Source organism: Marinifilum fragile JCM 15579 (assembly GCF_001310955.1).
Lineage (GTDB): Bacteria > Bacteroidota > Bacteroidia > Bacteroidales > Marinifilaceae > Marinifilum > Marinifilum fragile.
The window spans coordinates 110,527-124,859 of record NZ_BAZX01000003.1 but is presented as its reverse complement, the minus strand read 5'-3'; the positions used below and the strand labels follow the sequence as shown (position 1 = coordinate 124,859).

Sequence of the window (14,333 nt, the reverse complement as noted above, 5' to 3'; positions counted from 1 at the left end):
CAAATGGGATACCATTCGAGCTTAGCCCCCAAATTATTTGCTACCCCAAAATTTATATTGGCAATTGGATTGCCCAATCGATCTTGCCAATTAAGATGATGCACTGTAATACTGGTGGATGATCTATTCCCTTTGCAATAATCAACTGTACGGATGAATCCGTAATCAAAATAGGAGGTAGCATATGAGTACAAATATCAATTACGCCAAGCATTTTTTTGAAGCTTGCGAAACAGGTAAAGGCTGGGAAAAGTGCAGCGAGTTCTGTCATCCAACAGCCACTTTCTCTTCTCAAACGGCAGCTTTGTCCGAAATTAAAAGTCTTGAAGCCTATTGCGAATGGATGAAAGATCTTTTCACCCCCATCCCCGATGGTCGTTACGAGTTAAAATTCTTTGCTGCAGACGAAAGCACCAATTCCGTGGCAGCCTTTGCTGTATTTCATGGCACGCAAACCGGACCGGGAGGACCTTTTCCTCCAACAGGAAAAAAGGTTGCTGCTGACTATGTTTATCACATGGAATTCGAAAAAGACAAGATAAAACACATGACCAAGATTTGGAATGATTATATCAGTCTGCAACAACTTGGCTGGGATTGAGCATAGGTGTTTTTTTAGAGTCTCAACAGCATAAACTTGCTTAGCATCGCAAAGATGCTTGGCAAGTAACAGATTTTTCCCATTCATGACATTCAACATCTTTCCTATCAGCGATATTCTTTATCTTGTGCGTGAAAATAAACACTAACAAAAACTAGATATCATGAAAAAACTTACTGCATTTGCTTTGCTATTGGTGAGCATCACCTTTGCAGCACAAGCACAATATGCTGAGTATTTTACGAACGCTACCATGCGTTTGGATTACAATCATATTGGTAATGCCAACGAAGAACACTTTGCTTTCGACCAAATGGTGAACGATGGCGAGTGGGCCGGAAGTAAAACTGCCTTGCTGGATGAACTGAACCTGGGCAAGTACTTCTTCGAGATTAAAGATCCTAAAACTGGCAAATTGCTATACTCACGAGGTTTCTCGAGCATTTACGGCGAGTGGGAAACTACTCCTGAGGCTGAAAAGGAATGGGGATCATTCCACGAATCGGTACGTTTCCCTTGGCCTAAGCAAGAGGTGGAATTGACGATCCTGAAAAGAAATATCAAGAATGGTTTTGATCTGGTTTGGACCTATATGGTAAATCCTGAACATCATCGATCGTTCCGTGGCGAGGTGAAAAATCATTACACCACTCACGATATCGTGGTAAATGGAAATCCTGAAAATCAAGTGGATATTGTAGTTTTGGGCGAAGGATATGCAAAGGAAGACATGCCGAAGTTCAAGAAAGATGCGGAACGTTTTGCTGAGGTTCTTTTAAGCACTGAGCCTTTTGCCAAGTACAAAAATAAATTCTCGATTAGAGCGGTAGAAACTCCTTCTCCTGATTCTGGTGTAAACCATCCTCATCAGGACATTCATACTCGCTCGGCTCTATCGGTTACCTATGGTGCTTTCGATTCGGAACGCTACGCTTTGGGTTACGACAACAAAACCATTAGAGATGCTTCGGCGGCTGTTCCTTACGAGTTTACAGCAATTCTTATGAACGATTCGATTTATGGTGGTGGCGGTATCTACAACCTGTACATCACTGCTGCGGTTGACAATGCTTTCCAGGAGTATTTGTTTGTTCACGAATTTGGTCATCACTTTGCCGATTTGGCAGATGAGTATTACACATCGGCTACGGCTTACGAAATGGATGCTGCACACCTGGAGCCTTGGGAACTAAACGTTACTGCCAATGCCGATCCTGAAACCATCAAGTGGAAAGACATTGTAACGCCAGGCACTCCAATTCCTACGCCTTGGGAAAAGGAAAAGTACGACAAGCACAGTATCGAGGTGCAGAAAAAGCGTGTAGAAATGCGCAAGGCCAAGGTAGAAGAAAAGGTAATGGAAGACTTCTTCATCAAGAAGCGCGAGTGGGATACAGAACTGCTATCGAATATGGAACACAGTGGCAAAGTGGGTGCTTTTGAAGGTGCTCAGTACAAATCGAAAGGTTTGTATCGCTCTGCTGCCAACTGTATCATGTTTACCCGTCACAATCAGTTTTGTCCGGCTTGCCAGAGAGCGATTAAGTTGATTATTGATCAGACTACTAAATAAAAACCTCATCCCTTTGGCCTTCTTGCTAAGGGAAGAAATAGACAAACGGCTGTAAGTTTTATGCTTGCAGCCGTTTTTGTTATTTCTACAGCTCAAGCCGCTGGGGCTCTTACTTTCTGCATTGATCAGAAAGTAAGCAAAGAATCTAGGGCGAGTAAGACCAAACTACTTCTACTTGAAAACTTCAAGTGCGGCGGAGTGATCTTCGAACAAGTTCTCAGCTTCTCCGTCTTACTATAAGTTATTCTTCGTATAAGCAGCTTGTCCTTCCAATGCCCCGGGGGCAACATAGCAAATTAGATTTGTGTTTCCTTCTCCTTGAGGAGAAGGATAGGATGAGGCAAGAAATAAAAGATTGCATATTCCGTCGCAAATAAACGACTCACTCTAAAGTAAGATAGCAGTTGCGACGATTTACATGGCCCTTCAAACCCGGGGTGTTGCCCCGGGCTATTAATATTTGAGCCCTTCAGGCTCTTTCTTCATGAATAAGTTTACCGTATTTGTTTGAAAAGTTGTCAAGAAGAAGATAGATTTAGGTAAATAATATGGTAGCTCCCCAAAGTCCCCTTTAGGGGATTTAGGGGTAGGATGCAGTAAATATATATATAATGGTAAATCCAAGGCATTGCCTTGGATCTACGATGTATACTTTTTGCTATATCACCCTAAGAGATAAAAGTAGAAAGATAGCTTGCGCTAAAAAATAAAAGGACCGTAAGTATTTCAACTTACGGCCCTTTATTTTCTATAGTATCATATGGTAGTTAAAACTCCATTGTCTTTAGATTCTCCTGCCATTTCCATGCTGAAAGCAAGGTTTCATCCAATGTACTTTCTGCCTTCCACTTTAGTTCTTCGTTTGCAAAAGTGGTGTCTGCATAAATCTGCTCGATATCGCCTTCGCGTCTGTCGGTAATTCTGTGTGGCACCTTCTCTCCAGTCGATCTCTCGAACGAGTTGATAATCTCCAATACTGAAACACCGTTTCCTGTTCCCACATTAAAGAATTCGCAATTGGTTTTGTTCTGATCATTCAACAAACGTGCAATGCAACCACATGTGCTTTTGCCAAGTCAACCACGTGAATGTAATCGCGAATGGCTGATCCATCAGGGGTGTTGTAATCATCACCAAATACACTTAATTCCTTGCGAATACCAGCAACAGTTTGTGTAAGGAAAGGGATTAGGTTGTTTGGAACACCCAATGGCAACTCGCCAATTAAGGCAGTCTCATGCGCTCCAATTGGATTAAAATATCTCAAAGCAATTCCTTTCAAACTTGGATTTGCCTTGCACACATCACGGATGATGTCTTCACAAATGCTTTTGGTATTTCCGTATGGCGATTCAGCTTCCTTACGAGGAGTTTGCTCCGTAACCGGCAATTGATCTGGTTGTCCGTACACAGTACAAGATGATGAGAAAACCAAATTCTTCACCTCAAAATCCTGCATGCACTCCATTAGGTTCATTAAAGAGTTTAGGTTGTTGTAGTAATACATCAATGGTTTTTCAACCGACTCGCCCACTGCTTTCGATGCAGCAAAGTGAATAATGGCCTCAATATCCGTATGCTTTTGGAAGAAAGCTTTTGTCTTTTGTTTATCCGTTAAGTCGAAACACTCAAATTCTGGTTTTGTTCCTGTTATCTTCTCGATCTGATCCAGAACTTCCACTTTCGAATTTGAAAGGTTATCAACAATTACCACATCAAATCCATTGCTCTGTAATTCTACTACCGTGTGAGAACCAATAAAACCAGTTCCTCCGGTTACCAATACTTTTTTATTCATTTGTTTTTTTGATTTATTCCTTGCATCACTGTCTACTTTAAAAGACAGGCTTAAGTACAAAACTAAACATATAATCTTTAACTGGAACAGAATATTTGTCATAAGGTGTCGCTCCCCACGAATTATCTCCTGCTACTCCCATCATTTTTAAATCCAGATTAATGAAAACACCATCTTTCTTCACAATGTCATTGGTATGCCTAAAATCCTCATGAGTAATCTGATCGAAGTCTTCCAATGGATTGTGATGAGCAGAAAATCCCAATTTATCCTTGGAAGTGACTCTGATCCCTATTTCATTTTGATTCCTCAGTTCGAACCAGCGAACATCCGTTTTGTAACCATTCTCCTGAGGGCGTACATAATTGAAATACTGGTCGGCAACTTTTCCTTTGTACAAGCCCACAAAAGCTCCACGATTTCTATCTACATAATTCTCATGCGGACCACGTCCAAAATAAGACAGGTTGTCAAAATTTACTGGCAATTCCATACGCATACCAAATCGAGGCATATCTGGCAAATCCTCTTTAGCTAGCTTGATATTTGTGGTAATTTGAATCTCTCCTCCTTTATCAATTGCATATTCCACAATCTGCTCCGAATCAATTTTAGGATGCAGGAAGCTTGCTTTTACCAATATTCTATCTTCTTTCTTTTCACTTTCAATGCTCGATAATTCGATGGAATTGGTGACTTCTCTCCAAATGCCCAATCGCTTGATCATATTGCTTCCCTTGTCATTGTCATTGGGAGCTCTCCAAAAGTTGATGGTAAATCCTTTCTGCAACAGTTCCATTCCTCCCATTTCATAAGAAGAAAGAATGCCTGTTTGCTTGTTAAAGGTAATTTCGAAATTCTCTCCTATCACTCTAATTCTCTCCGATTGATCTACCACGTTTAAATCAGAATGTCCTGTTTTTACGATTTCCTTTTCTTTAAACAAAGGCAATTGAAACTGATCGTGTGCCACTTCAAATCCTTTAGGGCGAAATGGCTGATCTTTCTTCAGCACAACTGAAAAATCAATAAAGTATTCACATCCTGCTTCTATTTCGATATCTCCAATCGAAATATGAACCAATTCGCTCTCTTGTGCAGCCAAGTTAAAATCATCCAATTGACCTGATTTTACAAGCTCACCATTGGCTGAGATATTCCATTGAATTTGGTAATCTTTTAAATCTATAAAGTCGTGGAAGTTCTTGATTCTAAAAATGCCTTTTTCAAGATCTTCTGCATAAAACCTTACATTCTGATAAGCATATTTTACCTCCCACATGGCTGGGTGTGGTGTGTAATCAGCAGAAATGATTCCATTCACCACAAAGTTGTCATCCGATGGCAATGTTTTTGGACCATAATCACCACCATATGCCCAAAACTCTTTTCCATTCTCATCTGTTTTCACCAAGGCCTGATCAATCCAATCCCAAATGTATCCGCCTTGCAACTGTATGTTTTTCTCATTGTAAATTACCTCCCACAAGTCAACCAAATTGCCATTGCTATTTCCCATAGCATGCGAATATTCGCTTATAATCATTGGCTTTGTTTGCTTTTTCGAAGCATAGGAGTTCAAATGCTTTACTCCCGGATATTGAGGACAATACAAATCGGTATTCTCTCCCATAATTGCACGTTCGTAATGAATTGGTCGGGAAGGATCGCGATCTTTAATCCACTTGTAAACGGCAGTAAAATTCTCACCATCTCCTGCCTCGTTGGCCATCGACCAAACAATTACCGAAGGATGATTCTTATCTCGTTCAACCATTCGAATGTTACGATCGAGATGAGCCTCTTTCCATTCCGGATTTTTAGCCAAAGAATGCTTTCCGTAGTACATTCCATGCGATTCGATATTGGCCTCGTTGGTAATGTACAATCCATATTCATCGCACAATTCGTAAAATCGCTCATGACAAGGGTAATGACTGGTGCGAACAGCATTGATATTGAATTGCTTCATCAAAGCAATTTCTTTTATCATGTTCTCTTCACTTACCACATGTCCATGGTACTGATCGTGTTCGTGGCGGTTGACTCCTTTTATTAAAACAGGCTTTCCGTTGATATAGAATACCGCATCTTTGATTTCTACTTTTCTGAAACCTACTTTGCAAGTAAGTACCTCATCGATATTATTCTTTTTATCCTTAAGGAGGATTAACAAGGTGTACAAATTAGGTGTTTCTGCAGTCCATTTCTTCGGGTTCTGAACCTCTGCAGCAAAGCTCAGCTTTAAATCTTTCCTTTTGTGAATCTTTGCTACTTGCGATTCATTCACAATTACTTTCTTGCTTGCATCTAATAGTTTGTACTCTACCAAATAGTTCCCTGATTTTAATTGATGTTCATGGTTTTGTAAATCTACATCTAAAGAGAATAATCCATTCTGATATTGGGAATCTAAATCTGCCTTGGCAAAGAAATCACGAATTCGAACTTTAGGAGTTGAATACAGGAAAACCTCTCTTTCTATTCCACTAATTCTCCAAAAATCCTGGCACTCCAGGTAAGAACCGTCCGACCAGCGATATACTTCCACTGCCAGAACGTTTTCACCTTTCTTTAAATATTTTGTAATGTCCCATTCAGCAGGCGTTTTACTGCCCTGCGAATAACCGACTTTCTTGCCATTCACCCATAGGTACATGGCCGACTTTACCGCTCCAAATTGTATAAAGATTTGTCTTCCATCCCAGTTCTCAGGTAGGGTAAATGATCTGCGATAAGATCCAACCGGATTGTAGTCATGAGGAACTTTTCCCGGGTGTTTGGGATAGATCTTTTCTGTAAATTCCAATTCGTCCGAAACGGGAGCTTTGTAATCGGCGAATTCGTATTGATGATTCACATAGATCGGGTAACCATAGCCTTCCAGTTCCCAATTCGAAGGCACTTTGATATCCTTCCATTTAGAATCATCATATGAAGCTTGGTAAAAGTTTGCTGGACGATCTGCAGGTTTTCTAACCCAGTTGAACTTCCAAACTCCATTCAAGCTTTTGTAATATACCGATTGCTGCTTTTTCTTAGTTAGCGCAGCATCAATACCCTTAAACGGAATAAAGGAGGCATGTGCTGCCTCCTTATTTTGATCAAACATTTTTGGGTTTTCCAAATCATTCCAAATATTCTGTCTTTCTTGAGCTTGTATAATTAAGGTTGATATTACCAACAGAAATAAACCCAAAAATGTTTTTCTACGCATCTTATTCTTTTTTAATTAATGAACATTCAACTGACCTTTTGAATCTGCCTTTTTCAGGTTACGAACACTTGTGCTTCCTGCACCTTTCATGCTCAAATCAATTGGTTTATTTGTTTTCCATGCTCCACGAGTAAAGTCAGGAATATCGATTGGACGAGAATGGTTTGCAATAGACCACTCACTTAATGGTGTGATACAACTCCATGCTGCAGCATCGTAAACATCCATATCTACTGGCAATCCGTTACGCAAACAATCGATCAATCTCCAATCCATTACAAAGTCCATTCCTCCGTGACCACCAACTTGCTTGGCCATTTCACCTACTCGGCGAATGATTTCTGGAGTGTATTTTTCTTCCAACTCTTTAAACTGCTCATCGTCGATAACATTGTGTCCAAATGCGATGTGCTGTTTTGGCCATTTTTGTGCGAAACATTTGGTTCCACTCAACATGTGAATTCTTGAATAAGGACGTGGAGAGCTGATATCGTGCTGAATCATGATGGTTCTTCCTTTGTTGGTACGAATCATTTGCATGTCCATATTACCACGCATATCCCAGCCTACAAATTGCTCGAAGAATGGATCTTCCTGAGCCATTTCTTTAATTCTGTGTTTCAAAGTGAAATCATCCGACATCATTGCTGTAAGATAATCCATCTTATCTCCACGGTTGATGTCCATTGCCTGACAAATTGGTCCTAAACCGTGAGTTGGGTAAACATTTGCTTTACGCTTATTTTCATGTAAACGCCACATTTTGGTGTAAGCACCATCGGTCATTTGTGCGTCTTTTGGCTTGTTAAAATGCCAGTAGTCCAGGTCGTGAATGTAAGCACCTTCACCATGAATCAAATCACCAAATGCTCCTTGTTGCGCCATGCTGATGGTCAACATTTCGAAGAAATCATAACAACAGTTTTCCAGAATTACACAGTGCTTGCGTGTACGCTCTGAGGTTTCAACCATTTGCCAACACTCATCTAAAGTTTTGGCTGTAGAAACTTCAACAGCTGCATGCTTATCACCTTCCATTGCAGCAATTGCAACAGGTACGTGCCATTCCCAAGGAGTTGCAATGTATACCAAATCCACATCACCGCTATCACAAAGCTCTTTAAAGCCTAAATCTCCATTCACGAACTCTTTGGCTTTTGGTAAACCTGCATCAGAAAGTATTTTTTGTGCTCCATCAACAGCTGCCTGACGGATGTCACAAACTGCAGTAATTTCAACACCTTCTATATAGGTCATGCGCTTCACAGCTCCAGAACCTCTATCGCCAATTCCAACAAATCCTACTCTTACCGTTTCAAGTTTAGGTGCAGCATAACCACACATGTTAAAACTCATTTTTGGTAGTTTTCCCGCTAATTCCTTAATATGCGGTAAGTTGCTTTCCTCTTTGGTTCCTGCACACGATGCTAAAGGTGCAGCTGCAATAACTCCGGCTCCTAAAGCCAGGTTACTTAAAAATGATCTTCTGTTCGTTGCCATTTATCTAATGTTTTAATAGTCTGTTTATCAACTCAGTTTTACTGACTAAATTTAATCTTTTTATCTACATTTTGATTAACAAAACCATAATTAAAAGGAGAAAATGAGCCCCTCCTATTAATTAAGGTAATTTGGTGAAATCAATATATGGTTGTGTTTGTGTTTTCTTTCTAATAAAATCGGTATCAAATGCTACTCTATCACTAAAAAAGCCACAGTTTCTTAAATAGAATTTTCCATTTTCTTCTCCACCTGCATAGTCTCTTCTAGCATCTTTTCTGGCAGTAGCATCTGCAGTAAACTTAGCCTCGTTTAATTCATGCCATACACCATTTGTATCCACTACCCATTGATTGTTGTAATAAGCTTTTCTGCCGATAGGTCCCATTTCTGTTATGAAATTCTCTAAAAATGAGTGAGGCCTTTTCAAGTAAGTGCTTGTTTTAGGTCTTCTAAAACTTGCAATAAGTTCCCATTCTCCTTTTTCAGGAGCATAAAACCATGCTGTATAGTCGGTACAATTATTATCAGCAGGACCCCCTTTCAATAAGAATTTGTAGGTATTATCCGCTTTCCAATTGTATACTTTGTAACTCTGTCCACCTGATCCTTCATTACCAAATTTACCAGTTGTTACCCCTTCTCCTTTCTTCAATAATTTAATCTTGTATTCATCAGGAATACTGTTTGGGTCATCAGTTTGATAAGGACTCCAAACTGAAAATAGAACTCTTCTTTCTGTTTCCGAATTTACCTGAATGCCAAAATAACCTTCGCCAAAACCATTGGCCATAAAGTAAGAACCAACTACGTCCTGACCTTTAGGTACAGTAAGTTCATTGTAAAACCATTCAACATTTTCTACATTTTCAGGAACCTTATAGCTAGATGAACTGAAGGTCCTCTTCTCCCCCAATAAAAATCATCCTTTACACAAATTACTGGTTTTGAAGTAACTTCTCCCCCAATTAAAATATCTGTAAAAGTACCAAAGGTGGTTCCCGATTTTTCAACTCCTTTTACATCTACATAATAATAACCCGATTTTGCTACAGTAAAGCTGCCAATAGCTAGTTTTGAAAAGTCCGAATTCGAAAGTTTGATTTCTTTATTCTCATTATTGAATGAAAACATAACTTTTGATTCGCCACTTGCGTTTTTTGCTCTAACTCCTAATTGTATTTCCCCTGCACGCTCTACCCAAAACCAAGTTCTTATTACTGATTCTTTGTTGTTCCAGTTACTCACACCATTCTCTGTAATCATTTCACTATTCAGGTTCGTGTGATTAATCACCCATGAGTTTCCGGCAATCGGCACACTAATGGTATAGTCAACCGGAGTCTTTTTATTTTCTTCTTGGCTACTTTTACCGCATGCGCTAATAGAAGCCACAATGCAGCTTCCCAAAATCAGTAGATTTAAAAATTGTTTCAACATCTTGTTTTTGTTTAAACTTTGTGTCCTCATTACTCATTCCCCTAATAATGAGGAACACAAAGTATATTGCCTTTGCTTGAATTCTTTACCTATAGTATTGCCCAAACTCAAGGCGTTTTGTTAAAGGATTTTAGTAAGAGGAGACGGCTTGGATCTGAAGACCCGTTTCTACCAAATGTATGTAAATGACTGTTCAATAATTTCAAAACTGCCGCCTCCTGCTTCTACTAATCACTAACTATAACTATTTCAATAAAATATTTAATACCGATTATTGGATAAGAATAACTCCCTTATAAATGTACTTTCAATGCAAATTCTTATACTTCTCCAAACTCTTCCTCTAATTCTATGGAACAAAAATGACAAATATCTCTATCTAGAAAGTAGACATATTACGCTAAGAGGTAGATTTTTTCTCAAATTGCTGATAATCGTATTAATATTGCTTTTACAAAGGGTCTTATCGTTAGTTGTTTTATTAAATTCAGTAAGTTTTTTGTAACAACTAAACACTTACAACATCATTATCAAAAACACATAATCTCAGCCAATGCTGCAAATTGCTGACCATCGAAAGCCGAGTTCATGATAATCTTGAAGTAACGGAATTTAGTTTCATTACTGAGGTTGACATGATGAAGAGTATTGATTTCCTTCAACTGAAAATTCCCCATACTTTCCCACTGAATATTATCATTACTTACTAATATTTCAATGTCTTGCACCTTTCGCATGCCATCCCTTTGTAAAAAAGAGAAACCGGATACATTTTGAATATCGCCCATATCGATAGTCAGATGATGTGGATAAGAAGTTGCATTCTGAGACCATCTAGAGTGCCAAAATGTTTCTGCATCACCATCCAAAACATAACTCGCTAATTCGTTATTTTCCTCAGAACTAAAGTCAATAACTTTCCAATTGGTTCGGTCAAAATTATTTTTGTCACCAAACTCTATAATTGGTACATCATTCTGAAAAGTGAACGAATAAGAATATTTAGATATCTCTCCATTAACATGACAAAATAGTAAACGCAACACATATGGTGTATTCCCCTTTTGGTGAAATTCACTTATAGGCATACTAATATCAAATGTATTATCTCCCTTTACTGGAGAAGCCCAGCTAACAGCATCATAATCGGCATTATCTGTCGCAGGATCACAATAAAAACAGACATAATTAACATCCTTGTTTGTATTGTAAGTTCCAGATATTTTTAACTTACCATTTTCATAAGATGCTAAGATATTACTAACTGAAAGAGAAGCAGTAGTATAAAATGAATTCTCAAAATCACTTATAACCTGACAATTATTCAGAATAGCACAACTAGCTTCAGTTAAAAATGTGGGAGTTTTACCATAAGTATAGTTCCCCGAACCCATTAGAGAAGTTCCCTTAGAGCCCAAACTAGCCTCTGACACCTTCTCCTTATTGTGGGGAAGATTTAGACAATGCCCAAGTTCGTGTAACAAACCTCCAATGTATTTAGTTGCATCATTTCCTTTTTTACTATCCTCTCCAAAATATTTAATATCCATTTCTGTATAATCTAGTGCAAGACAGTTACGCCCTAAGCCGTAATAAGGCACATCTGGATTATCATGATCAACAACAGGAAGAAGTATAAGCGTATGATCACTACTTTTTTCGTCTGGATTAGCATCAAAATATTCATCAACCTCTTCAAGTACTTTAGCTCCTCCACCCTCATAAGGATAATTTGCTGTAGGATACTTCCCTTGTATATAAATAATTTTAACTCTGTCATTTTCCTGATCAACCAACATATTGAAAGTCTTATCTCCAAAACCATATTCTTTCATATGGTTTCTATAAAATGCTTGACCATTCAACAGAATTTGACTTAATCGATAATGAGAGTTTTTTCTTTCTTCTACATCTGCAGGAAGAAAATACACAACGTTGAGATTATACTTAGCTGTAGAGCTGTAATTATAGGTTACCTCTTCGGGTAATAATTCTTCAATTTCCTGAGCTTTTTCTTTTGCACATCCTCCCACAAGAGAAAGCATAAAAAACACACAGCAAACCGTTATGGATAAATATAATATTTTCATTCTATTATTTATTTATACTGTAATTAAGCTTTACAAGAAAACTAAAACAGAACCCATCGGTATCTCAATTAAAAAGCTTACTCTATAAGCTCGTTAAGCATTCCTCTATAATCCAATGAATTTTCCTGATTTTATACAGCATCTAAAGCATTTAACTTTATCCTTACTCTAAGATATAGGTTCCAATTTCTGCCATAGCAGCATTATTGGTTCCATCATGCGAAGCTTTAGCTATGAATTTAAAAAATCGAAAGGTTCTTTCTGTACTTAGCTCAATGGTTTGCTGACTAGTATTCTTTTCCAATACAAAATCTCCTAAACTCACCCAATTGGTATTATCGTCACTAATTTGAATTTCCAAATCCTGAACTGTTCTGGAAAGATTTTGTCTTTGAGTGAAACTAAAACCATTTACAGTCTTAGATTGTCCCATATCAACAGTAATGTGATGCGGAGCTGCCGCAGAACAGCCTCCTGACCAACAAGAATGCCAGTAAGTGTCCACATTTCCATCAAGCACATCTGAAGCCCGACCTGTTTCTCCTTCACCTCCTTGATCTTCCTGAGTACTATAATCTATAACCGACCACCCAGTTCTATCCATTAGTGTTTGAGTTTTAATGACAGGAATTTCTAATTTAGAAAAGTCAATATTAGGTGCTACTCCTTTAGCCGTTCTTGTAAATGATGTATTAGGTGTTTCATTATCACTAAAAAAACCACAATTTCTTAGATAAAAATGATCACCTTCTTTTCCTCCATCATAATCTAACCTTACCCCTTGACTTCCAGTATTATCGGTTGTAAATGTAGCATTAGTCATTTCGCTCCAGCTTCCCTGGGTATCATAAACCCATTGGTTGGTATAATCCACTTGACGGGTCTCATCTCCCATTGTGGTATTGAAATTCTCTAAAAACGAATGCAATCTTGTAAGATGTTGGCCAGTAGGGAAAGGTCTTCTAAAACTGGCAATCAATTTCCAGTCGCCTATTTCAGGGGCAAAGAAATAAGCTGTATAATCAATCGAATTGGTAGCATTGGATTCACCTTTTAATAAAAACTTATAGGTTGTTCCAGGTTTCCAATCATAAACCAAATAACTCTGTGCTCCCGAACCTTCTCCACCAAACTCTCCTACGGTTACGCCTGTTCCATAGCCTAGAGGTTCAACGGTATACTCTGCAGGAATCTGATTTGGATCTTGTGTATCGTATGCACTCCATACAGAAAATAAAATACGTCTTTCGGTTTCTGAATTGACTTGCATACCAAAATAACCTGATGAAAAACCATTGGCCATAAAATATGAACCGATTGGATCTTTTCCTACAGGAACGGTCAACTCATTGTAGAACCATGTAATGTTTTTATTTGCTGGCTCTTCATAGTTAAGGTGAACAGAAGGTCCTCTTCTTCCCCAATAAAACCATTCTGAATCCACAAAACTTATATTAGACTTCCAAGAAGAATCCCCTAATAAGATATCAGAGATATCCCCAAATGAACTTCCTCCATTGCTCACACCTTCTAATTCAATAAATTGATACCCGGTTTGATTAATAGTAAAGGTGCCTACATTATAGTCATTAAAGGCATTTCCCTTATCAAAAGTAATCTCTTGCGTTTCCTCTCCAAGCGATATTTTTAGCGTGCTGGATACGCCAAAATTGGCACGAATCCCAACTTGGATCGTTCCAGTAGCTTTAACATAAAAATAAGTGCGAATTTTATCACTTGAATTCGTCCAGTTTTTTATACCTCCTGATACAATTGTATTCCCGGTAGCTGCAGGATTCTTAACAACCCAACTATTTCCTTCACATGGAACTGAAATTGACAAATCGTAAATTACGGGTTTGTCTTTTTTCACACTTTCTTCTTCGAGTACAGTTTCTTCCTTGCTGCAAGAACAGAAGAATAACGAAGCAGATAGAAGTGTTAATATGCCTAATTTGGTAATTTTCATGACGAAAAATTTTAATTAACAACTGATTGTTATTTTGCTTAGTTTTTGTCAGGTTTTCTAATAACTAATAAGTTCAAAACCTAAAAAAAATACCTCAGGGCAAGCCCCGAGGTATCAAAAGAAGTTTACCAGGTAAACAAATATA

Annotated in this window: 10 protein-coding genes; 2 read left to right on the top strand and 8 right to left on the bottom strand. The window is 38.3% G+C overall.

Going from position 1 to position 14,333, the window contains the following annotated elements:
- Positions 1–184: 184 nt before the first annotated feature.
- Complete coding sequence (locus JCM15579_RS03815; RefSeq protein WP_054715974.1) at positions 185–601, top strand: nuclear transport factor 2 family protein; 417 nt, start codon at positions 185–187, stop codon at positions 599–601.
- Between the two features lie 163 nt (positions 602–764).
- Complete coding sequence (locus tag JCM15579_RS03810; protein WP_054715971.1) at positions 765–2,174, top strand: M64 family metallopeptidase; 1,410 nt, start codon at positions 765–767, stop codon at positions 2,172–2,174.
- A gap of 767 nt (positions 2,175–2,941) precedes the next feature.
- Here the strand turns inward: JCM15579_RS03810 and JCM15579_RS21285 are convergent.
- From JCM15579_RS21285 to JCM15579_RS03775, 8 genes are all read right to left on the bottom strand, one after another.
- A complete protein-coding gene (locus tag JCM15579_RS21285; protein ID WP_245625815.1) occupies positions 2,942–3,214 on the bottom strand; it encodes a Rossmann-fold NAD(P)-binding domain-containing protein in 273 nt (90 codons plus the stop codon).
- Positions 3,211–3,972: a UDP-glucose 4-epimerase GalE gene (galE, locus tag JCM15579_RS03800; protein ID WP_245625814.1), complete on the bottom strand. Its 762-nt coding sequence runs from the start codon at positions 3,970–3,972 to the stop codon at positions 3,211–3,213. The genes JCM15579_RS21285 and galE overlap by 4 nt, the downstream gene beginning before the upstream one ends.
- A gap of 37 nt (positions 3,973–4,009) precedes the next feature.
- Complete coding sequence (lacZ, locus tag JCM15579_RS03795; protein WP_054715964.1) at positions 4,010–7,189, bottom strand: beta-galactosidase, LacZ type; 3,180 nt, start codon at positions 7,187–7,189, stop codon at positions 4,010–4,012.
- A gap of 15 nt (positions 7,190–7,204) precedes the next feature.
- The gene (locus JCM15579_RS03790) at positions 7,205–8,689 is read right to left on the bottom strand and encodes a Gfo/Idh/MocA family protein (protein WP_054715962.1); all 1,485 of its coding nucleotides are present in this window, start codon (positions 8,687–8,689) and stop codon (positions 7,205–7,207) included.
- 121 nt (positions 8,690–8,810) lie between these two features.
- Entirely contained in the window at positions 8,811–9,605 is a 795-nt protein-coding gene (locus tag JCM15579_RS21280) for a DUF3472 domain-containing protein (RefSeq protein WP_373280233.1), read from the bottom strand.
- Positions 9,551–10,129, bottom strand: a complete 579-nt coding sequence (locus JCM15579_RS21275) for a DUF5077 domain-containing protein (RefSeq protein WP_373280232.1) — start codon at positions 10,127–10,129, stop codon at positions 9,551–9,553. The genes JCM15579_RS21280 and JCM15579_RS21275 overlap by 55 nt, the downstream gene beginning before the upstream one ends.
- A gap of 530 nt (positions 10,130–10,659) precedes the next feature.
- Positions 10,660–12,219, bottom strand: a complete 1,560-nt coding sequence (locus JCM15579_RS03780; RefSeq protein WP_054715959.1) for a discoidin domain-containing protein — start codon at positions 12,217–12,219, stop codon at positions 10,660–10,662.
- A gap of 163 nt (positions 12,220–12,382) precedes the next feature.
- Positions 12,383–14,188 carry a DUF3472 domain-containing protein gene (locus tag JCM15579_RS03775; protein ID WP_083464517.1) on the bottom strand — a complete coding sequence of 602 codons (1,806 nt, stop codon included), beginning with the start codon at positions 14,186–14,188 and terminating at the stop codon, positions 12,383–12,385.
- Between the last annotated feature and the right edge of the window lie 145 nt (positions 14,189–14,333).

Coding starts and splice junctions, on each gene's coding strand:
- JCM15579_RS21275 (WP_373280232.1), bottom strand. CDS start 10,129: ATGTTGAAACAATTTTTAAATCTACTGATTTTGGGAAGCTGCATTGTG.
- JCM15579_RS03815 (WP_054715974.1), top strand. CDS start 185: ATGAGTACAAATATCAATTACGCCAAGCATTTTTTTGAAGCTTGCGAA.
- JCM15579_RS03790 (WP_054715962.1), bottom strand. CDS start 8,689: ATGGCAACGAACAGAAGATCATTTTTAAGTAACCTGGCTTTAGGAGCC.
- lacZ (WP_054715964.1), bottom strand. CDS start 7,189: ATGCGTAGAAAAACATTTTTGGGTTTATTTCTGTTGGTAATATCAACC.
- JCM15579_RS03775 (WP_083464517.1), bottom strand. CDS start 14,188: ATGAAAATTACCAAATTAGGCATATTAACACTTCTATCTGCTTCGTTA.
- JCM15579_RS03780 (WP_054715959.1), bottom strand. CDS start 12,219: ATGAAAATATTATATTTATCCATAACGGTTTGCTGTGTGTTTTTTATG.
- galE (WP_245625814.1), bottom strand. CDS start 3,972: ATGAATAAAAAAGTATTGGTAACCGGAGGAACTGGTTTTATTGGTTCT.
- JCM15579_RS03810 (WP_054715971.1), top strand. CDS start 765: ATGAAAAAACTTACTGCATTTGCTTTGCTATTGGTGAGCATCACCTTT.